Consider the following 21781-nt stretch of genomic DNA (forward strand, 5'->3'; position numbering starts at 1 on the left):
GTAGTAAACTCYTTTTTATCTTTCCAGACTACATAGCGGCAGCTGTTACGTATCTGGTGTACGACACAAACCTGAGTGGCAGACTGTGGGAACACCGATTTGATGGTTTGAGTAAAGCCATTAAGATTATCCGTGGCCGTTATTAGAATATCTTCCAGGCCACGGGCCTTCAGGTCTGTAAGTACAGTCAGCCAATAGGCAGCAGATTCATTCTTACCCAGCCACATTCCCAGGACTTCTTTGAGGTCATCCCGCTTCAGACCCACAGCGATATAGACGGTTTTATTCACTACTTTGCTGTTCTCCCGTACCTTGAACACAATACCATCCATCCAGACGATGAGATAAACTGGTTCTAATGGTCGGTTTTGCCAGGCGACAATATCTTCGGTCACACGGCTGGTGATGCGGCTGATAGTGGACGTGGAAACGTCAAATTTATAGGCTTCCCTTATTTGCTCTTCTATGTCAGATACGCTCATCCCCTTGGCATAAAAGGACACTATTATCTCTTCCAGCCCCTGAACCATTCCATCGCGTTTAGGCACGATCATAGGGTTAAAACTGGCATCCCGATCCCTGGGAACTTTTATTTCAGATTCACCATAGCTGGTCTTAATCTTCTTTTTACCGTATCCATTACGGCTATTTTCGCTTTCATTTGGCTCATGCTTATCATAGCCTAAATGGCTATCCAGTTCACCTTCCAGAATCTTTTCAATGCCTCGTTTCTGAATCTGGGCCAGGAAATTATTTAGCTGATCGGCCGTTTTAAACTGCTTCAGAAAGTCGTCTGATAAAAAATCTTCTGTCTTCATAAAACTGTATATGCTTTAAAATTAAAAAATCGAGGTGAAATACCCCGATTTTTAGAATTTACACAGTTTATGAGATAGTGTCGATTAATTAGATCTGAGTTGCCCTGACTATTTTCTTTCATCACTTCGCCGCTCTCACCCACTGCGGCGCATCACCCGTATCTTTCCTCAATATCATATTTAACTGTGCCGCATGATGCTGTACATGCCGCATATTATACAAAAAGAGTTCAAACACCGGCATTACTTTGTTCCCATCCACTTCTATCCACTGTTGTGTAAACTCGCTATCAGTCATGTTAGAGATAAGTGCATGGCATTTTTCTCTGCTTGCCAGTAAGTAGCCCAATATTTCATGCTTACTGTAAATTTTATCTGGCACAATATCATCCAGTCCATCTGCCGGAATCTCGTCGCTGAGTGTGAAGGGGAGCGGGGAGGAGAGCGGTGCTGCGGGGATAGTGAGGTAATAGTCCAGGAATACGGCAACATGATAGGAGATGTAGAAGAATCTTTTCTCGTTATACCAAAGCTGCTCCGGATAAGCAGTAATAGCGTTGATCAGCATGTCAATGCTGCCACCAAATTGCTTCCATAAGCTTTCTTTGTAGGTTGCTATCATGATAATATTTTTTAGAACGGGAAATGGCTTGTTAAGCTACATCTTTTTAATCCCTTCTTCTCCCTATTCAAAAATTTTTAAAGAAAAATTTGCGCAACTGATTAGTTGCTCTTATATTTGCAACCGATCAGTTTCATAAAGAAATGAGAAGAGATATTTTTCAGGCAATAGCTGACCCAACCCGAAGGGCTATTATCGCATTAATTGCGGTACATGCGATGACGCCTAACGCCATAGCAGAGCATTTTGACACCACCCGTCAGGCGGTGTCAAAACATCTGAAAATATTGACGGAGTGCGAGCTGGTGAAGCAGGAGCAACGGGGACGGGAAATCTATTATCTGCTTGAAATTGAAAAAATGAAAGAGATAGACAAGTGGCTGGAGCAATATCGTAAGATATGGGAAAGCCGATACGCGCAACTGGATCAACTATTAGCCACTATCAAAAAGAAATAAACATGGTATTCGACTTTATCGCTGACAAACAAAAAAATACGCTGACGATCAGGCGGGAATTTTTAGCTGACCGGGAACTGGTGTGGGATTGTTATACTAAAAGTGAATTGCTCGATCAATGGTTTGCGCCGAAACCCTTATCCACGCAAACAAAATCAATGGACTTCCGCGAAGGCGGCCATTGGCACTATGCCATGATTATGCCCGATGGCACTCCCTATTGGAATTGGGTCGATTACCTGAAAATCAAGCCTGTTGAATACTACACGTCACTGGATGCATTCTGTGATGCAGACGGTGAAATAAATAACAGCCTCCCTCGTGCTGAATGGCTGGTTACCTTTATTGAAGAAGGGGACCATGCGATGGTAGAAACCATCGTAACTTATAAGTCACTGGCTGATCTGGAACAGGTGATCCAAATGGGACTAAAAGAAGGCTTAACAACAACACTGGAAAAACTAGACGAATTATTAATCATATTAAACTCCCAAAAATGAGTAACAAAATCACTGTAGACACCACTGTAAATGCAGATAGCAAAAAGGTATGGGATGCTTATACCAATCCGGAACACATCACCAAATGGAACTTCGCTGACCCTTCCTGGCAATGCCCTTCCGCTTCAAATGACATGCGGGTAGGCGGCAAATATGCAGCAAGAATGGAAGCGAAAGATGGCAGTTTTGGATTTGATTTCGAAGCTATCTACGATGAAATAATTGTAGGCAAAAACTTCACCTACACCATGGGCGATGGCCGCCAGGCAACCGTTACATTCAACGAAGATGGGCAGCAAACATTTATTTCCGTTGCATTTGATCCGGAAAAAGAAAATCCTGTAGAAATGCAGAAAGGCGGTTGGCAGGCAATTCTGAACAACTTCAAGAAATACGTGGAAGCAGCATAAAGCAGAAAGGTAAAAGCAAAAAGCTATTGTCGCAAATGATATACCCGGATATAATATCCGCAATCATCATTGCGACAATAGCTTTTTACTTTATCTTTCTGCTAATTTCTATTTATATTTAACCATACACTTATCACTATGGCAGACTTCATCAAATCCTGCGCACCGCAGTCATATGTTTTCGTTAATCTGGAATTTGTAACCGATATAGAAGTTACAGCTGACAAAAAATCTATCCACTTTCATTATTCAAAAGACAGAAGTATTACCTGGCAATATGAAGATGAAAAACAGCTGGAAGAAGACCTGAATTTAGTGAAGCATCGTAGCTCCGATAAATATAAAAGCCGTCAAAGTGGTTTTAGAATGAGCACAGATTCCTGAACTTATTCCTTTCCGGGAATGACTGGTGCAGTAATGGTAATGGGGGCTTGCACCTGTTCAGCAGGATTGTCGTATTTAATATAGCCGTTGTAGTGATATGAGTTTTCTGATCCTTCTCCACAAACGGTAAAGAAGATGCTTCCTGCTGCTACATTATCTGTGTTAAACCCTTCCTTGCGCATGGTTGCAGGCTGCAATTTTACATACTTGCGCAGATAACGATCATCGTTGTATTGATTGCTCCGGTAATAATCTTCATTTTCTGTTGCCTGTTTACTGATGTACTGGTTGGAAGCGGCGTCGAAGGTATAAGTGGAGAGGTCCGCTTCCGGAAAAAAGTGATAATGTTTGTTGCCATAAGCGATGCCTTTGTCTTCCTTTTTGGCGTCGTTATATTCCTTCTTTATAGAAAGCACCCACGCCTGGTCTTCTTTGTTCATCTCCGTATTTTTGGGATATCCATTCCTGCCGCCGTAATTCGATAGTACCAATGCGTCGCCATCTTCTGTTTTCACCAGCATACCGCCAAAGTCTTCATACACCCGTTTGGGTGGGTTGTGTACAAATACAAAGTCGTTCAGCCCTTTTTCTACCTGGTAGCTCCAGAACGTATTAGGCGCTTCCTTTCCCTCCCCACCTTCCGGCAGCAAAGCCGCCAGGGTAAAGGTGTGTGGTACCTTCGCCGCTTCATATACATATGGCGGGTCAAAGCAGTTGGCGTGCTGGTTAAACACCCGTTGGGGAGTGTTATTATCAAATTGTACGAAGTTGTTGCCTTCCTGAAAGCGGGTGAAGTTGATACGCACACTATCGCCATGACTGGGATTGGAATGGGCGTATACCTCAAAAAGTGCTGGTTTGTCGGTTGTGAACAGGAGATAATCTTTTTCAAACAGGTAGGTACCAAATACCATGGTAGCATAGCCAAACATCATAAACTGGCCATCATCAAACAGGTAGATGCCTGAATTGCTGCCATACTTGCCGGCATACTGTTGATAGCGCGGATCGTGTTGGTTTTGTGCGAATGTGTTCATAGAAAAGAAGAATATCGTATATAGTAGAATATATTTTTTCATTCCGGACAAAAGGTTAAAGTCTGCCGAATGTAGTGAAAATAGTGAATAGCCATTCGGCCATTCAATTTTCGCGCGGATTGGGACAATATTCGCAGACGGTTCTCTACTTGCATTATACTTTATGCTAATTTCTATTTATATTTATCCACCACGTTCCCTATGGAAACAATTCATTTACATAAACATAATATACTATCAACTATCACATACTGTAGGTTTGCGAAGTAATATAAAATGGACATGGAGGACTTGTTAGCAGCAATCAGATCGGGAGATCATGCAGCACTGGAACAGGTGTACGATGAATGGCATGGGCGGTTGTATGGTTACTTTTACAAGAAAACAAATTCCCGCTATCTGGCCGAGGAACTAGTACAGATTACCTTTATTAAATTATGGAACAACCGGGCGTCATTATCGGACCAGTGGCCATTACAGGTACAGCTGTTCCGTATTATGAAAACCTCCCTGATTGATGTGCTGAGAAAAGAACTCCGTGACGCCAAAGCACATCAGCAATATAACCTGCATATTGTTACGTCTCAAACCATCACGCCGGAGGAAGGCAATAAAGACCAGCTACAGGTAGTGCAACAGATAATGGAGACGATGCCGCCTGTAAGAAAGAAAGTGTTTCATATGAGCCGCTATATGGGCTTCTCCTACAAACAAATAGCCCTTCAGCTGGCCATTTCTCCAAGAACAGTGGAAAACCACATCGCCCAGGCACTGAAACAATTACGGGACCTGCTCAAGTAGCTAAAAATATTTTTTTATTACGACTAGGGGTTTTTTCGCGCGCATTCGTATTCTCTCTTTAAATGCGCCGCTCAACTATGCACGATATCAAATCACGTCTGCAGCAATATTTTAACGGAACCTGTACTGAGGCCGAGAAGGCAGCGATATTACGCATGTTGGAGGAACATCCGGAGCTATTGGATGAGGTATTCCCGGAAGAAAACTGGGAAAGTACGGGGATGCCGTTAATGGAAGCCGGGGCATCCGAAAGCATGAAAGCGCATATCATCGAACAAAATATACCTGCGCTGAAACCAGTCAGGAATCAATGGTGGTGGGCCGCTGCTGCGGCTGTACTGGTGCTTGTATTTGCAGGATTTTATCTGTTACATCGCCCGGCCAACGTTACTGCACCAGTAGCCGCGGTGACTCATCCGCCGGTGATCAGCCAGGATAGCAGCATTACCAACCACGGCGCCCACATGCAGCAGATTACACTGGCAGATGGCTCCTGGGTGAAGTTAGCGCCTGGCAGCACTATCATCTTCCCAACTGCTTTCCGCAAGTATCGCCATATTACACTGACCGGCAGGGGAATATTTGAGGTAACAAAAGATACCCATCATCCTTTTAGTGTAACCGCCAACGATATCACTACTACCGCATTAGGCACCCGCTTCGACGTCACTACCGGCGCCGGTAATACCGTGAAAGTAAAACTGCTGGAAGGAAAAGTACGCATCGCCGGCTCGCACGGGCAGATAGCTTTTGAACCCGTAACGCTATTGCCGGGAGATGAATTTACCGCAGCTGCAGGAAAGAAAGATATATTAGTAGCACGTGCAATATCTGATAAGGAGAATGTGCCGTCAATCGCCAACTCGACTGTTATTACCGCCACCACCTTTAATTTCCACAATGAAAAATTGCGTAAAATATTTGAAGTATTACAACTGCACTATCATGAAAAAGTAGTCATACATCCCGGTGTGTCCATGAAAGCCACCTTTACGGGAGAGTTCAACAAAACAGATTCATTGGATCGCATTATACGCGTAATTGCCGACCTGAATAATCTTAATATATCCAAAAACGATAGTACCATTCAAGTAAGCTCCCTGAAATAAAAGGAGTGTCCCGGATTTAAAATTCCGTCAACTTAAAATTATGAAGTCCAGAAAACAACGATTGCCCCTGGCAATACGGCATTGCTATGCCCTGTTATTCGTGTGCCTGCTCCCGCTGATGGCCGCTCAGGCACAAACGGCCACTCCTGTGGTAAAAGGGATCATTCACGATGAAAAAGGAAATGCGCTGATTGGTGTAAATGTGATCGCTATCGAAACAGAAAAGAAAACAAAAACCGGCGTTGTCAGCGATGAGCGCGGACTCTTCTCTTTTCAGCGACTCCCCAAAGGGAAATACCAGTTTGTATTTACGCTGCTGGGCTATGAAAAGAAGGAATACAGCGGTTATGAAGTGAACAGCGACAGCCATATCACTCTAGCAGTGAACATGAAGCAGGAAGATAAAATCCTTTCACAGGTGATCGTAGTCGGATATGGTACCCGTAAGAAAGAAGATATCACGGGCGCTGTAAATCAGGCAGGAAAGGAGGTTTTTGAAAATCGTCCTATTACCAATGTGGCACAAGGCCTACAGGGCGTGATTCCCAACCTCAACATCACTTTCGCGGATGGTCGCGCCGACAGAGGCGGTAGTTTTAACCTGCGTGGTACTACCTCTATTAACGGCGGCGGTCCGTTAATCCTCATCGATGGAGTGGAAGGCGATATCAATTTAATCAACCCCGAAGACGTGGAAAGTGTATCTGTGCTGAAAGATGCCGCGTCTGCGGCTATCTACGGCGCCAGAGCGGCTTTCGGCGTGATCCTGGTGACCACCAAAAAAGGAGCGAAAGGGAAAGTCAACTTTCATTATTCCAACAATACCGGCTTCAGTTCTCCACTGGGTTTGCCACATGTGATCAATGATCCATTAGCTGCTGCCACCCTGCAAAATGACGCCTATAAAGGATATGCCGGTATTGATAATACTGATATGCTGGCGGTGATCGGCTACCTCAATCAGCGTAAAGCAGATCCTTCACTACCGGAACTGGGCATTAATGCGACTAACAATACGTGGATACGTGGTGGTAATACGGATTGGTACAAGGCTTTCTACAATGATAAACAGCCGTTTCTTAAAAACTTTCTCAGCATCTCCGGAGGCACAGACAAAGTAAACTATTATTTGTCTGGAGGTATACAATCGCAGGATGGTACTTTCCGCGTGGCTACGGACAAGTATAAACGCTATAACTTTCGCTCCCGGTTGGATCTGCAGGCGTTCGACTGGCTGAAAGTGTACACCAACAGTGAATACGATCAGGGGAAATATGATGCGCCTAACAAATTTGTAAACGGCGATTTCAATGCTTACCGTTACCTGTCGTTGTTTGCTAATCCCTACGAAGTGATTAAAACACCCGGTGGCAACTGGACACAGGCGGGCATGCTCACCTTTGGCAGTTTGCGGGATGGCGGCCGCGAAATACAAACAAAGCAATTATTCCGCAACACCATTGGATTTAAAACCAACTTCTTTGACAATAGCTTGCGCATCAATGGAGACGCCACAATGGTCTGGAATCAAAACCGCGATGAAAGGAAAGCGCGGCAGCTGAAGTATGAAGATAAACCCGGACATGTCACTAACTATTCCAATAAAGATTTTTACCAGACCTCTTTCGATGAAAATGTATACAGCGTGATTAACCTGTATGCAGAATATGAAAAGCGTTTCGGTAAGCACAATGTAGATGCCCTGGTGGGTTTCAATCAGGAACAGAACCGGGATCGCCAGTTTTATGCTTATGCAGAAAATAACCTCAGTGATAGTTACGGATCGCTGAACCTGGCCAGTGGCCTCACAAAGGTTGGCGACAATAACAAAGACTGGGCCTTGCGCGGTGTATTTTACCGACTGGCTTACAACTACAACCGGAAATATTTTGTAGAAGCCAATGGTCGTTATGATGGCACTTCCCGATTCCCTTCCAGCAAGCGTTTCGGCTTCTTCCCTTCTGTGTCTGCCGGTTGGCTGATGAGTGAAGAGAATTTTTTTCAAGGCCTGAAACCAGTAGTGAACTCTTTCAAACTGAGGGCTTCGTACGGATCGCTGGGTAATCAGCTGGTGGGCAACTACGCCTATTTTAGCACCATGACGGTGGCGCCTATTACCGCCATTATAGACGGCGCCAAGCCGCAAGGTACGTATGCGCCGGGGCTGGTGGCGCAAAGTCTTACCTGGGAAACCGCCAGAACCCTTGATTTCGGGGCGGATATGGGCTTGTTTAATAACCGTTTGGAAGTGGGGGCCGACTGGTACAATCGCCAAACCATCAACATGCTCACCAAAAGTAAATCGTTACCTGCAGTGTTGGGTACCACAGAACCCGCTACCAATGCGGCGGACCTGAGTACCAAAGGCTGGGAGTTGTCGCTTAAATGGAAAGATGAAATTAAGTTAGCGGGAAAACCATTTGGTTATAATGTAGCCGTAGTATTATCTGATTATCGTACTACCATTACCCGTTATGATAATCCTAATCAATACCTGGGCGATTATTACAAAGGCCAGGTGCTGAATGGCATTTGGGGATATGTTACTGAAGGTTTTTTCCAGACAGATGATGAATACCTGAAACATGCAGATCAGCAGAAGGTATCAGCGATTCCTTATAAAGTGAACGGACATCCCATGGCCGGTGATATTAAGTTTAAAGACGTAAACGGAGATGGTGTTATTTATAACGGAAAAAATACGCTATCGGATCACGGAGATATGGAGCTGATTGGTAACAGCACTCCGCGCTATTCTTATGGGGTGAATCTGGGCGCCAACTGGTTTAACTTTGACGTAAATGTATTTTTTCAGGGGGTAGGGAAGAAGGATTTCTGGCCGGGTGTAGAATCCGGCGTATTCTGGGGTTTTTACAACAGATGGAATCAACCGGTATTTGATCATATTCAGAACAACTATTGGACACCGGAACATACTGATGCCTATTTTCCCAGACCCCGTGCCTACGAAGCGTTTAACGGAGGTAACTCCCTTACTTTCCCACAAACCCGCTACCTGCAAAATGCGGCGTATGTACGTCTGAAAAATCTCAGTGTAGGCTATACCGTGCCTGCGGCTATTGTGCAGAAGGCCCGCTTCAGTCGTGCCCGTATATTCTTCTCCGGACAAAATCTTTTTACATGGACAAAATTATCCAAAGCATTTGATCCCGAAACCATCGGTGATGAGCCAGATGCTACTTCCAATGGTAATGGTTTTGTGTATCCGATACAACGTACGTTCACCGTGGGTATTGACCTTAATTTCTAAATGTAAAATAACTGAAGATATGAAGAAGATTTCCTGTTATATATCGTTGCTCTTACCGGGCGTGCTGCTATTGATCAGTAGTTGCCAGAAGGATTTCCTGGACAAATMGCCCATTAGTCAGATTGAGCCGGGCAAGTTTTTTAATACAGAAAAAGACCTCGAAATATATACCAATGGCTTTTATGCGTACCTGCCCGGTAGTAGTGTTTTTACGGATGATGGCAGCAGTGATAATGTGGAGTCGTCGAACAGCGATCTGGTAGCTGGTAAGCTGCCCATCCCCAATAGTGCTGGTGAAGCAGGGTGGACCTGGGATCGGTTACGGAATATCAACTATTTCCTGGAAAACTATCAGCGTGCGCAGGCGCCGGATTCTGTAAGGGAGCGCTATGCCGGTATGGCAAAGCTGTTCCGTGCGATGTTTTATTTCGATAAAGTAAAACGGTTTGGTGCAGTACCCTGGTATAATACTTCGTTGAATGAAAATAGTCCGGAGTTATACAATCCGCGCACACCGCGCAAGCAGGTGATGGACAATATTCTCGCCGATATCAATTTCGCAGTGGATCATTTACCGGCTACCCGTAACGTAAGCCGCGTGAGTAAATGGGCGGCACTGGCATTAAAAGCACGGGTATGCCTGTACGAAGGTACTTATCGCAAATATCATACTGAACTCGGCTTGGGTGCTGACGTTACTGCGCTGCTGGAAGCTTCGGCAGATGCGGCTTCCGCGTTGTTCAGCAGCGGGTATAAATTGTATTCCACGGGTAACCCAACAAAAGACTACCTGAATTTATTTGCGGCAGAAAACGCCAATACGGATGAATATATTTTAGCAGAAGTATATGACGGACCGCTCGCAAAAAGACATGCCGCTAACGGTGTTTTTACCGTGTCTACCCTGGCCATGCCAGGATTTACCAAGTCATTTATGAATGGTGTGTTGATGAAAGATGGTACCCCGTTTTCTGCACAGTCCGGCTACGATCAACAAACGTTTTTAGCAGAAACAAAGAACCGCGATCCGCGCCTGGCGCAGCTGATACGTACACCGGGTTATATGCGTACAGGCACCACCAAAAAGGCACTGCCGGATTTCAGCGTGGCGCAAACCGGGTATCAGTGTATCAAATTTGTAACCGGTACGGATCAGGACGGATATAATACCAACACCAACGATCTGCCCGTTTTCAGATATGCAGAAGTATTATTAAATTATGCAGAAGCAAAAGCGGAGCTGGGAAAGTTTACCCAAGCAGATGCTGACAAATCCATTAACTTGATTCGCCGTCGTGCGGGTATGCCTGATCTGAACATTGCCGCGATTATAGCAGATAAGGAATTGCAGCATTTATACCCACTGGTAACAGATCCTGTTATACTGGAGGTGCGCCGGGAGCGTCGGGTGGAACTGGCCATGGAAGGTTTCCGCTACCAGGACCTGATGCGTTGGAAAGCAGGACATCTGCTGGCGGAAAAGTTTGTGGGGATGTATTGCCCTGCCAAAGGAGAAATAGATATGGATGGCGACGGTGTGCCGGATGTAGCCGTGGTAGATCAGAAGCCAACACCATCAAATCCGGCAGTACAATATTATTTGCTGGGTGGAGATCATGAGTTGACGAATGGCACGGCGGGAAATATTGTAGTATATCCGCATCAGGTGAAAACATTTAATGAAGACAAAAACTATCTGTTTCCGCTGCCGGTGAATGAAATATTACTGAATCCTGCTTTGGAACAAAATCCTTTGTGGAAGTAAAAACGAACGCATGAAATTTTATCCGAAGTTATTAGCAGGCCTGCTGTTGTTGACCAGCATGATACCTGCTACTGCCCAAACTGCTTTTAAATTTGCAGAAGTATCAGACACGCACGTGGGGAGCGATCATGCATTGGAAGACCTGCAACGTACCGTGAATGACATCAACAACCAGCCTGATCTGGCTTTTACTATTATCTCCGGCGATATTACCGAGTTTGGTGCTGATGAAGAACTGCGACAGGCCAAAGCGGTGCTGGATGGACTGAAGAAGCCGTGGTATATTATTCCGGGTAACCATGATACCAAATGGTCCGAAAGCGGGGGCAATACTTTCCGTAAAGTATTTGGCAGCGAAACATTTTCGTTTAGCTATGGAGGTTATCAGTTTCTGGGCACCAATTGCGGACCCAATATGCGGATGGGGCCCGGACAGGTACCCCGTGAAAATATCGTGTGGCTGGATGAGGTGCTGAAAAAGCTGGATAAAAAAACGCCGGTCATCTACATTAATCACTACCCGCAGAATGAAGACCTGAATAACTGGTATGAAGCTATTGACCGCCTGAAGCAGCATAACATCCAGCTGATACTTTGTGGCCATGGCCATGCCAATCACGTATTTGATTTTGAAGAGATACCAGGCGTGATGTGCCGTTCTAATCTCCGGGCTAAAGACAGTATAGGCGGGTACAATATTGTGAGCATTGCAAATGGAAAAGCCGCATTTGAAGAGCGGACGCCAGTGATCGCAAAGAATCGGGAATGGGCCACTGTTCCGCTGAGCAKTCATGCTTTTGGAACCGGTAAACTGGCATTTCCGCGTCCATCCTTTGCCATGAATGATTCTTTCCCTTCGGTAAAAGCCGGCTGGGTATATCAGGATAACAGTGATATTGGTTCCGGTATGGCGGTGTACAATGGGTTGGTGATCAGTACTAATACTGCCGGCGAAGTGTATGCGTTGCAGTTAAAGAATGGTAAAAAGAAGTGGACATTTTCCACTAAAGGGAAAATATATGCTACGCCTGCAGTGGCGGGCAATAGGGTTGTAGTAGGATCTTCCGATCATTTCATTTATTGCCTCGATGCAAATACGGGCAAACGGTTATGGCAGTACGAAACGGGCAAGCCATTGGTGGCCAGTACGACTATTGTAAACGATATCGCGTACACCGGTTCATCAGACGGGCACTTCAGAGCGCTGGATCTGGCTACCGGAAAACTGCTATGGGATTATGCCAGTGTAAATGGATTTGTGGAAGACAAGCCGCTGTACTATCAGGGGAATATTTACTTCGGTACCTGGGGAAACGATTTTTACGCGTTGGATGCCCGTACCGGTGCACTAAAATGGAAGTGGAATAATGGTGCGTCCAACCGGATGTTTTCGCCTGCTGCCTGCTGGCCGGTAGCGGCAGCCAATAAGGTATTTATTGTGGCGCCGGACCGGTTTATGACAGCCTTTAATGCGGCTACGGGAGAAGTGATCTGGCGTAAATCCCGGCCGGATATCCGGATGCGGGAATCATTGGGACTGGCAACAGATAGCAGCCATGTGTTTATTAAAACCATGGAAGGGCGTTTATACGGTGTGAGCACGCAGGCCGACAGTATGCAGGTGAACTGGCAGTCGCCCGTGGAAATGGGCTATGAGCTGGACCCCGCAGCAACGGTGCAACAGGGCAGTGTTATTTACGTGCCTACTCATTCAGGAGTAGTATACGCTATCAATGCCAGCGATCATGCGCTGTTATGGAAGTATAAATTATCCAATTGCCTGGTGAACGCCGTATTGCCAGTGGGTAATCAGCAGCTGCTGGTAAGTACCATGGATGGCAAACTGGCGTTGCTTCGGTATTAGAAGAACATATTAGCGGTAGGTAAAAAGGATCAGGGTAATAGCCCTGATCCTTTTTTTATTATTTTTCGGGAGATGCCGGTGCAGGAGTGCTATTCACCCACGGTCTGCGCCCCGCCTCAAGTATAGGCAGGTTGGCTTCTGTTGGTACATAAATGACGGCCTGTGGATTTTTTTCGATGTTATCGATCCATAACCAATGCAGATAAGCTTCGTTGTTGCGCAACGATTCACCGATAATCTGATTGGAACGGGCCACGCCATGTGCACGGATCGTGTCTGCGGCAGCCAGCATCGCAGCACTTTCCATTTTGGCGCGGGCTTCCGCTACGGCTACTTCTTTGGAAGCCTGGGCATGTGCCAGCAAAGCTTCTCCTTCCATACGCTGAGAATATACGCGGTATTGAGGACATCCCCACAAACCAAGGATTACTAGTCCTGTAAAAACCAACAACACAAAAGTGGATAACGAGATAATGGATCTTGTATTCATATAGGTAATGTCCTGAACCTCAGAACAGGGTTTGGTTTCGGTACCGAATATACTCCCTTTCCATGTAGCAAATTATGACCATATAGATAAATTCTGCTTTTATATACTTCTTCTCCCTGTTCACCGTTTATTAAAATTATATTTGTAGCCTTTATTATTATTGTTATTATGATCGCATCCATATTAACCAGGCTTGAATCATCCCGCAAGGAATTACTGGATTTAGGTCTTAGGAACCCATTGTTAAATTATAAGTTGCCCGCAGGCAAAGGTTTACATATTGTAGAAGAACAATCCGCCGCTATCTATGAGATATTGGTGCGGGAAAATAAAACCATGTCTTTTCTTGGCCGGCCCGATAAAAAGCAGGACGAAGAAGCAGTGGAGTACAATGAACCTGTGTCTAAAGAAGCGTATACGGATACCCGTTTGCAGACGAATGAAACACAGGTAAATCTGCATGCAAAATTATTGAATACTTATTATGCTGCCCGTATGAGTATGGAAGAACAAGGGGTGAATATCCTCTATCTTTCATTGGGTATGTTGCAATGGTATGAAGAAGCAGGTAGTGAGGAAGCCCGACAGGCGCCACTCATCATGGTGCCGGTGTTGCTGGACAGGTCCAGTGCGCGGGAGCGTTTTCGGTTGAAGTATTCACTGGAAGAAGTTGGCGCCAACATTTCGCTGCAGGCGAAAATGAAGGCAGACTTTAACATCCATATTCCCGATTTGGCGGAAGCAGAAGATTTCGATGTGAATGCGTATCTGGCTGCTGTTGCGGAAGCCGTGGAAGTAATGCCCAGGTGGAAAGTAATGCCAGACACCATAGAGCTGGGCTTTTTCTCCTTTGGTAAATTTATGATTTACAACGACCTGGATGCATCCAAATGGCAACAGGAAGATGATATATTAACCCATCCGATTATTCAAAGTCTGTTTGGTGGCGGATTTTCGGACGATAAACCTCCATTTCCCGAAGATGCTTTTATTGACCGGGATACACCGGCACATGAGCTATTCCAGGTAGTAGATGCTGATAGTTCGCAAATCATGGCCATGCTGGCGGTGCAGGAAGGACGTAACCTGGTGATCCAGGGTCCTCCGGGCACCGGGAAATCCCAAACCATTACCAACATCATTGCGGACGCCATCGGACGGGGAAAGAAAGTATTATTTGTAGCAGAGAAAATGGCTGCGCTGGAAGTGGTAAAACGCCGGCTGGATACCATCCAGCTGGGAGAAGCCTGCCTGGAATTGCATAGCCATAAAGCCAATAAAAAAGAGTTGCATCAGGAACTCCGGCGCGTGCTGGAACTGGGACGCCCTTCTATCCAGAAGTTACAGGAAGAAGTATTACTGTTGGATAGTTGTAAGAAAGAACTGAACGACTACTGCCTCGCCATTAATGAGCCTATCGATAGAAGCGGCCTGACTGCCCACCAGGTGATTGGCTACCTGTTACGGTTAAACGAAGAAATTGCCGGGGTAACGTTGCCCGCCATTCCTTTGCAACAAATAGCACAATGGGATGCGGTGACGATGAATAAAGCCACGGCTATGGCAGCCCGTATACAGGCTTGTTTGCAGCAAACCGGTATGCCATCGGCGCTTACTTTCCGCGGTAGTGAACTAACGGTATTGCTGCCGCATGAACAGGTGGCGCTGCAAGGGATGCTCACCACCGCAATGGCCGGGTTGAACACCCTGCAGCAGTCGACCGCAGCGATCGCCGGAAAAATAGGTATCCCATCTCCCGCTGATATTCCAGCTATCAACGCATTAATCAGTATTTGTGCGTTACTGGCCGAACAGCCTAACCTGCAGGATATAGACGTTGCCAACAACGCCTGGCTGCTGAATCAACAGGATATTGCTGAATGGCTGACGGCAGGCGCGGCCGCCACCACTATACAACAACAGTATCAGGATATTTTTATCCCCGAAGCCTGGGAGCAAAATGTAATGGAGATCCGTCAGGATCTGCTGGCGCATGGCACCAAGTGGTATAAATTCCTGATTGGCGCCTATAAGCGTAGTAACCGGCAACTGGCCGCCTTGTGCAAACATCCGCTGCCCGATGATAATGAAGAAAAATTACAGTATGTAGATGCCATCATGGAATTCCGGCGTCAGGATGTACTGCTGAAAGAACATGCGGCGCTGGCCAGAACCCTCTTTGGTGGCCGTTGGCAGAAATCCCAGACAGACTGGGAGGCACTGCAAACTATTACCGCCTGGCTCACGGATATGCATAAACGCGTAGCTGCAGGTACTTATCCGACCGCAGTAGTGGCTTATCTGCAGCAAAACAAGGATGCCGCTGGCGCCCTGGCGGATAAAGAACAATTAGGGCGCCTGTTGCAGGAACATCAGCAACAGAGCCTGGCTGTCTTACAAAAACTGGAAATGACTGGTGGACATTATCCATCACTGCTTACCCAAAAGCAGGCTACCCTGCAAACGTGGATAGATAAGCTGCCGGAAATACATCACCTCATTTCCTGGAATAATATAACGGATACGGCTAAACAGGAAAACCTGGAATGCCTGATCACACCGGTGCAGGACTGGCTCGAAGCACCACAGTTCTTAAAAACGGCGTTGCTGAAAACCTGGTACGAATACCTCGTGGAAACAACCGTGAAACAACAGCCCGCATTACGCAAATTTGAGCGTGGCGGTCATGAAGAAATGGTGCAACAGTTCCGCCGGCTGGATGTATTGAACTTGCAGTATAACCGCGCCCGTGCTGCCTTACAGCATTGGGAGCAAATGCCCCGCGCGGATGCCGGCGGACAGGTAAACATTCTCCGTACAGAATTTAATAAGAAGGCACGACATATGCCTATCCGCAAACTCATGCAGGAAGCGGGTTTGGCTATACAGGCCATCAAGCCGGTATTTATGATGAGCCCCTTGTCGATCGCTAATTTTTTACCGCCTGCCGTGCTGGAATTTGACCTGGTTATTTTTGACGAAGCCAGTCAGGTGAAGCCAGTGGAGGCTTTGGGCGCTATACTCCGCGGAAAACAACTGGTGGTAGTGGGCGATAATAAACAATTGCCGCCTACCAGCTTCTTTGACTCATTGACCAAAGAAGTAGATGACGAAGAAAATATTACCGCAGATATGCAAAGCATCCTCGGTCTTTGTGACGCACAGGGCGCACCGCAACGTATGCTGCGCTGGCATTACCGGAGCCGGCATGAATCGTTGATTACCTTATCCAATCATGAGTTCTACGAAAATAAACTGGTGATATTCCCGAGCCCGGGTTCCAAAGAACAGAAAGGCCTGGTGTTTCATCATCTGAAAGATACCGCCTATGATCGTGGTAAAACCCGTACCAATCCTAAGGAAGCAGAGATTGTAGCAGATGCGGTGATGGAACATGCGCGTAAAAATCCGGGACTGAGTTTAGGCGTGGTGGCGTTCAGTACGTCGCAGCGACAAGCCATCAGTGATGCGCTGGAGTTACGTCGTCGGAAATCGCCGGAGCTGGAATCTTTCTTCAGCGGGCATGCTGATGAACCGTTTTTTGTGAAGAACCTGGAAAACGTGCAGGGAGATGAAAGAGACGTGATTTTCATTTCTATCGGTTACGGGCGTACGGAGGAAGGATATGTAGCGATGTCGTTCGGTCCGTTGAATAATGAAGGTGGAGAAAGAAGACTCAATGTATTGATCACCCGCGCCAAGAGCCGTTGTGAAGTGTTTACCAATATCACGGCAGATGATATTGATGTTACCAAAACGAAGAGTTACGGCATACAGTCATTGAAGAATTTCCTCTATTTCGCACAGCATGGCCGGCTGTATATGACCACGGAAACGGGTTTGCCGGCCGACAGTCCTTTTGAGGAAAATGTAGCGGCCCGGTTAGAGGCGCTGGGATATATAGTACGTAAACAAATTGGGTCAAAAGGATTTTATATTGATCTCGCGATTGTGGATGCGGAGAGTCCTGGTCGCTATTTACTGGGAATAGAATGTGATGGTGCGGCTTATCATTCCGCCCGCTCCGCCCGCGACCGCGATCGTTTGCGGCAGCAGGTACTGGAAGCGATGGGCTGGAAAATACACCGGGTGTGGAGTACAGATTGGTTCCGTAATCCGCAACGGGAGCTGGACCGGCTGGTAGCGGCTATTGAAAAAGCCAAAACGGCGGCAGCGATTGACGACCAGGTGGCAGCAGATGCGATGAAAGAAGCTGCACCGGCATTAACGCGTGAAATGGTGGAGCCTACTGAAGCGACGGTGCCTGCCTACGAAATGGCGGTATTACCGGAAGAAATCCGGGCGCAGGAATTTCATCTGGCGCCTATCGGCCAGCTTTGCAACTGGATAGAGCAGGTGGTAGTGGCGGAAAGTCCGGTACATTTTGATGAACTGGCCCGGCGTATGGTGGAAGCGGCAGGCATTACCCGGGTAGGGCCACGTATACGTGAAATATTACGTCACGCTGTGCGGCATTCTGACGCCAGTAAAAGAATAAAAATAAAAGGACAATTCCTGTGGGATACGGCACTTCCTACCCCTGTAGTCCGCAACCGTAGCCAGTTGCCGGCGAGTGCACGCAAAATTAGTTACATCGCCGCAGAGGAAATCGGCGTAGCGCTGGAGAAAGTGGTGAAAGATGCCGTGGCTATTCAACGGGAAGATGCAGTTCCTTTTATTGCCAGAATGTTTGGCTACAGCCGCGTAACGGAAGAAATGAAAGAGGAAATTCTGAAAGCAATTGATATCAGTGTTGAAAACAACTGTGTGCAACAGGAAGGAGAATTGCTGAAACCATAATATCGCACAGGCGCTGTATCGAAACCGGACAAATGTAAATTAATTTATATTTATTTAATATTGGTATTGAAAACATGCCGCCATGGCATGTTTTTTCTTTTCGTGTATCGGGAAGAGAAATTTGTGAAGAAGACGACACACTAAATTTACCACGATGTTTCGTAATCATCTTCTGATTGCCTGGCGCAATTTGCTCCGCTACAAATATTATTCGTTGATCAATATCGCCGGACTAGCTATTGGTTTGGCGGCCTGTTGGTTGTTGCTGTTGTATGTACAGCGGGAAACCAGTTATGATAATTTCTACCCGCATAGTGATCGCATTTACCGCGCGGTTAACCAGGCCACCTGGAATGGTGGTAATCTCAATCTGGCTACCACTTCGGCTCCTTTTGCGGCAGTGCTGAAAAAAGATTATCCTGAAATAGCGCAGATCACACGTGTGGATGCGGATGGTGGGGCCATGCTGAAGTATGGTGAAAAGAAGTTGGAAGTGGGGAATATGTGTTTCGTGGATAGCACTTTTTTCCAGGTGTTCGAATTCCCATTTGTTGCCGGTGACGCCATGAGTGCATTGTCTCAGCCTAATTCATTGGTATTAACGCGCAGCCTCGCGGAAAAGCTGTTGGGTAGCGCTACCGATGCAGTCGGGAAAACGATCCGGACAGAAGACAGTACCGCTTATCAGGTGACTGCGGTGATGGAAGATGTACCCGCAAACTCACACTTCAACTTCAGCGCGTTGCGGGTGCTGCCAAAGGATTACAATGTAGATGGCTGGCAGAATTTTGACGTATATACCTACCTGTTATTACAACCCGGCGCTGATGCTAAAACGCTGGAAAGCAAGCTGCCTTTATTCTTCGAGCGGTATCTGAAACCGCACATGGGGGAGGTGACCTACAAAATGGAGTTGCAGCCGGTACATGATATTCATTTGCATTCTAACCTGGATTATGAAATGTCGCCCAACGGAAATATCAGCTACATCTATATATTTCTTTGTATTGGGTTGCTGACGTTGCTGATTGCCTGCATTAATTATATGAATCTGGCTACTGCCCGTGCCAGTGCACGTGTAAGGGAAGTGGGTGTACGTAAAAGTATGGGATCAGGGAGAGAAGATATTGCGCGGATGTTCCTGATGGAATCCATGCTGCTCACCTTTTTCGCGACTATAGTAGCAACCGGTTTGGTAGCATTGACGTTGCCGTGGTTCAATGCCTTCACCGGTTTGAAGGTAACACTCTGGCAATTCGGGATGGTAAAAACGATCTGTGTCCTGGCATTGATGGCGGCGTTAACCGGTTTGTTGGCAGGCATCTATCCTGCAATATTTATGTCTGGTTTCAGGGTGATTAATTCGCTGAAGGGCAGGCTGGGAGGTAGTAGTCATGCGGGTTTCCGTAGAGGTTTGGTCACTTTCCAATTTATTGTTGCGATTGCCTTAACCGGAAGTACCATGATTGCATATGATCAGTTGCAATATGTAATGCAGAAGAACCTGGGATTCAATAAAGAGCAGGTATTGTCTTTTCACCTGACAGACCGCCAGTTGCGTAAGCAGATTCCGGTTATCAAAGAGCAATTGTTGCGTAATCCACTGGTACAGCAGGTGGCAGCTGCCAGCAATCCCATTGGTCGCAATGATATTGGTGGCCATGGTTTTTTCTTTGAACAACCCGATGGCAGCATTTCTGGAAGTACCCAGATTGCCCAGAATTATACGATAGATGCAGACTACGTGAAAACATTGGGGATTAAGATTTCACAGGGACGTAATTTTTCTGATACCGGTTTATCCGATCAATATCATGCGGTGCTGGTGAATGAAACGCTGGTGAAAAAGTTAAACTGGGATCAGCCACTAGGCAAGCGCATGCAATTTAAAATAGATAAGGCGGGTACGCGTGTGGAGCGTGTAGTGGTGGGGGTTATGAAGGACTTTCATATTTATTCGCTGCAGCATAAAATTGCGCCATTAGTGCTGGAATTGCCGCCTAATCCGGATTTTCAGGATAACATGTACGTGAAAGTAAGTAAAACGAATGTGCCTGCAGCGGTGGCGTTTGTTGAAAAGGTATTTCATTCTTTTGATCCTGTACACAGTTTCGATTATAGTTTCATTGATCAAAACTTTGCGAAACAGTACGCCGGTGAGCAGAAGCAGGAAGTTATTTTTATGTTGTTTGCAGCGCTGGCGTTGTTCATTGCCTGCCTGGGACTCTTTGGCCTGGCAGCTTTCACGGCGGTGCAGCGAACCAGGGAAATAGGCGTGCGTAAAACACTGGGCGCTTCCGCCACCAGTATTGTAAAAATGTTATCGAAAGATTTCCTCTGGCTATTGTTGATAGCCGCGGCAATTGCCTTCCCGATTACCTGGTGGATTATGGATCGTTGGCTTGATCATTTTGCTTATCACACTGGTATCAGTATTTGGGTATTTGTGTTGACGGGTGGAGCGATTGTGATAGTGGCGCTGGCGACGGTGAGTTTTCACGCATTAAAAGCAGCGTTAGCCAATCCGGTAAAAAGTTTAAGAGCAGAGTAACCACATATAAAGCAAAAAGCCATTGTAGCGTATATTGATCCGCTACAATGGCTTTTTGCTTTAAGCTTTTCGCTTTATGCTGTTTTGAAGCATCGCATACTGATACTTCCGTTTTGTATTTCTTCGTAGGTAAACTGTATCTCCTCATTTTTATTGATCAGACCAAGGGTATAGATCATAGGGAGATAGTGATCGTTGGTGGGAATCGATAGCTGCGCTTMTTTCCCCAGGGTATGATAATTTACCAGGTCGTTGAAGGCGCCTTGTTCCAGTTTTTGTTTTACGGTGGCGTCAAAGGATACGGCCCAGTCGAATGGTTGGGCGTTATCACTGAAGCTGATTTGCCGCAGGTTATGTACAATGTTCCCACTACCCATTATCAATACACCTTTATTGCGGAGGGCTTTGAGTTCTGCGGCCAGTTTATAATGGTATTCCGGTGGCTGGTGATAATCGATGCTTAATTGGAACACGGGTATATCGGCCATGGGATACATGTGTTTCAATACGGTCCAGGAGCCATGATCGAGGCCCCAGTGGTCGTCTTCTATTACCTGGGTGGAGGTGATCAGTTCTTTGGTTTCCCGGGCAAATGCCGGTGCGCCGGGTGCGGGATATTGTACCGCATATAATTCCGGTGGGAAGCCGCCAAAGTCGTGGATGGTTTCCGGCTGCGGGGCTACCAGCACGTGGGTGCCTTTGGTGAGCCAGTGGGCTGAAATCACGAGTATGGCACTGGGTTTTTGTGGTAAACCTTGTCCCATTTTGCCGAGGGCGCGGGTAAATGCGTTATCGGCGATGCCATTCATTGGGTTACCGTGGCCAATGAACATAACGGGCATTTGGTGCGTGCTTTTAAAGTCGCTGGTAATGTTCCTGAGATCGTTGAGTTGCATGCTAT

Annotated in this window: 16 protein-coding genes; 11 read left to right on the plus strand and 5 right to left on the minus strand. The window is 46.4% G+C overall.

The features are described from left to right. Together AC1DFM_RS32965 and AC1DFM_RS32970 are read right to left on the minus strand one after the other, a co-directional pair. Nucleotides 1–818 (minus strand): IS256 family transposase (locus tag AC1DFM_RS32965; RefSeq protein WP_477081044.1); only part of this gene is annotated, 818 nt, incomplete at its 3' end. Nucleotides 819–939: 121 nt separating this feature from the next. After that, complete coding sequence (locus AC1DFM_RS32970) at nucleotides 940–1440, minus strand: DinB family protein (RefSeq protein ID WP_477081045.1); 501 nt, start codon at nucleotides 1438–1440, stop codon at nucleotides 940–942. 143 nt (nucleotides 1441–1583) lie between these two features. Between AC1DFM_RS32970 and AC1DFM_RS32975 the strand changes: the two genes are divergently transcribed. The 4 genes from AC1DFM_RS32975 (at nucleotide 1584) to AC1DFM_RS32990 (ending at nucleotide 3192) form a co-directional block, all read left to right on the plus strand. Next, nucleotides 1584–1898 carry an ArsR/SmtB family transcription factor gene (locus tag AC1DFM_RS32975; protein WP_477081046.1) on the plus strand — a complete coding sequence of 105 codons (315 nt, stop codon included), beginning with the start codon at nucleotides 1584–1586 and terminating at the stop codon, nucleotides 1896–1898. Next, nucleotides 1841–2398 (plus strand): SRPBCC family protein, encoded by a 558-nt coding sequence (locus AC1DFM_RS32980; protein WP_477081047.1) that lies wholly within the window; start codon nucleotides 1841–1843, stop codon nucleotides 2396–2398. The genes AC1DFM_RS32975 and AC1DFM_RS32980 overlap by 58 nt, the downstream gene beginning before the upstream one ends. Beyond that, nucleotides 2395–2808 (plus strand): SRPBCC family protein, encoded by a 414-nt coding sequence (locus AC1DFM_RS32985; RefSeq protein WP_477081048.1) that lies wholly within the window; start codon nucleotides 2395–2397, stop codon nucleotides 2806–2808. The genes AC1DFM_RS32980 and AC1DFM_RS32985 overlap by 4 nt, the downstream gene beginning before the upstream one ends. A 138-nt stretch (nucleotides 2809–2946) precedes the next feature. After that, nucleotides 2947–3192: a hypothetical protein gene (locus tag AC1DFM_RS32990; protein WP_477081049.1), complete on the plus strand. Its 246-nt coding sequence runs from the start codon at nucleotides 2947–2949 to the stop codon at nucleotides 3190–3192. Between the two features lie 2 nt (nucleotides 3193–3194). On the opposite strand, the gene AC1DFM_RS32995 is transcribed toward AC1DFM_RS32990, so the two are convergent. Then, nucleotides 3195–4271: a hypothetical protein gene (locus AC1DFM_RS32995; RefSeq protein ID WP_477081050.1), complete on the minus strand. Its 1077-nt coding sequence runs from the start codon at nucleotides 4269–4271 to the stop codon at nucleotides 3195–3197. Between the two features lie 240 nt (nucleotides 4272–4511). Here AC1DFM_RS32995 and AC1DFM_RS33000 point away from each other — a divergent pair, with 240 nt between their 5' ends. The 5 genes from AC1DFM_RS33000 (at nucleotide 4512) to AC1DFM_RS33020 (ending at nucleotide 13039) form a co-directional block, all read left to right on the plus strand. Next, nucleotides 4512–5030 (plus strand): RNA polymerase sigma factor, encoded by a 519-nt coding sequence (locus AC1DFM_RS33000; protein ID WP_477081051.1) that lies wholly within the window; start codon nucleotides 4512–4514, stop codon nucleotides 5028–5030. A 77-nt stretch (nucleotides 5031–5107) separates the two neighbouring features. Beyond that, nucleotides 5108–6139, plus strand: a complete 1032-nt coding sequence (locus tag AC1DFM_RS33005) for a FecR family protein (RefSeq protein ID WP_477081052.1) — start codon at nucleotides 5108–5110, stop codon at nucleotides 6137–6139. Nucleotides 6140–6179: 40 nt separating this feature from the next. After that, complete coding sequence (locus AC1DFM_RS33010) at nucleotides 6180–9410, plus strand: SusC/RagA family TonB-linked outer membrane protein (RefSeq protein WP_477081053.1); 3231 nt, start codon at nucleotides 6180–6182, stop codon at nucleotides 9408–9410. Between the two features lie 19 nt (nucleotides 9411–9429). Then, on the plus strand, nucleotides 9430–11175 hold the full coding sequence (locus AC1DFM_RS33015) for a RagB/SusD family nutrient uptake outer membrane protein (protein ID WP_477081054.1): 1746 nt from the start codon (nucleotides 9430–9432) through the stop codon (nucleotides 11173–11175). 10 nt (nucleotides 11176–11185) lie between these two features. Then, a complete protein-coding gene (locus tag AC1DFM_RS33020) occupies nucleotides 11186–13039 on the plus strand; it encodes an outer membrane protein assembly factor BamB family protein (RefSeq protein WP_477081055.1) in 1854 nt (617 codons plus the stop codon). A gap of 58 nt (nucleotides 13040–13097) precedes the next feature. On the opposite strand, the gene AC1DFM_RS33025 is transcribed toward AC1DFM_RS33020, so the two are convergent. Beyond that, nucleotides 13098–13418, minus strand: a complete 321-nt coding sequence (locus AC1DFM_RS33025; RefSeq protein ID WP_477081056.1) for a hypothetical protein — start codon at nucleotides 13416–13418, stop codon at nucleotides 13098–13100. A 279-nt stretch (nucleotides 13419–13697) separates the two neighbouring features. Between AC1DFM_RS33025 and AC1DFM_RS33030 the strand changes: the two genes are divergently transcribed. Together AC1DFM_RS33030 and AC1DFM_RS33035 are read left to right on the plus strand one after the other, a co-directional pair. Then, entirely contained in the window at nucleotides 13698–18329 is a 4632-nt protein-coding gene (locus tag AC1DFM_RS33030) for a DUF3320 domain-containing protein (protein ID WP_477081057.1), read from the plus strand. Between the two features lie 154 nt (nucleotides 18330–18483). Beyond that, nucleotides 18484–20880, plus strand: a complete 2397-nt coding sequence (locus tag AC1DFM_RS33035; RefSeq protein ID WP_477081058.1) for an ABC transporter permease — start codon at nucleotides 18484–18486, stop codon at nucleotides 20878–20880. 74 nt (nucleotides 20881–20954) lie between these two features. Here the strand turns inward: AC1DFM_RS33035 and ygiD are convergent, their stop codons facing one another. Next, the gene (ygiD, locus tag AC1DFM_RS33040; RefSeq protein ID WP_477081059.1) at nucleotides 20955–21776 is read right to left on the minus strand and encodes a 4,5-DOPA-extradiol-dioxygenase; all 822 of its coding nucleotides are present in this window, start codon (nucleotides 21774–21776) and stop codon (nucleotides 20955–20957) included. Nucleotides 21777–21781: the final 5 nt, after the last annotated feature.

It is taken from the genome of Chitinophaga sp. 05T412 (assembly GCF_056396465.1).

Coding starts and splice junctions, on each gene's coding strand:
- AC1DFM_RS32970 (WP_477081045.1), bottom strand. CDS start 1,440: ATGATAGCAACCTACAAAGAAAGCTTATGGAAGCAATTTGGTGGCAGC.
- AC1DFM_RS32975 (WP_477081046.1), top strand. CDS start 1,584: ATGAGAAGAGATATTTTTCAGGCAATAGCTGACCCAACCCGAAGGGCT.
- AC1DFM_RS32980 (WP_477081047.1), top strand. CDS start 1,841: ATGGGAAAGCCGATACGCGCAACTGGATCAACTATTAGCCACTATCAA.
- AC1DFM_RS32985 (WP_477081048.1), top strand. CDS start 2,395: ATGAGTAACAAAATCACTGTAGACACCACTGTAAATGCAGATAGCAAA.
- AC1DFM_RS32990 (WP_477081049.1), top strand. CDS start 2,947: ATGGCAGACTTCATCAAATCCTGCGCACCGCAGTCATATGTTTTCGTT.
- AC1DFM_RS32995 (WP_477081050.1), bottom strand. CDS start 4,271: ATGAAAAAATATATTCTACTATATACGATATTCTTCTTTTCTATGAAC.
- AC1DFM_RS33000 (WP_477081051.1), top strand. CDS start 4,512: ATGGAGGACTTGTTAGCAGCAATCAGATCGGGAGATCATGCAGCACTG.
- AC1DFM_RS33005 (WP_477081052.1), top strand. CDS start 5,108: ATGCACGATATCAAATCACGTCTGCAGCAATATTTTAACGGAACCTGT.
- AC1DFM_RS33010 (WP_477081053.1), top strand. CDS start 6,180: ATGAAGTCCAGAAAACAACGATTGCCCCTGGCAATACGGCATTGCTAT.
- AC1DFM_RS33025 (WP_477081056.1), bottom strand. CDS start 13,418: ATGGAAGGAGAAGCTTTGCTGGCACATGCCCAGGCTTCCAAAGAAGTA.
- AC1DFM_RS33030 (WP_477081057.1), top strand. CDS start 13,698: ATGATCGCATCCATATTAACCAGGCTTGAATCATCCCGCAAGGAATTA.
- AC1DFM_RS33035 (WP_477081058.1), top strand. CDS start 18,484: ATGTTTCGTAATCATCTTCTGATTGCCTGGCGCAATTTGCTCCGCTAC.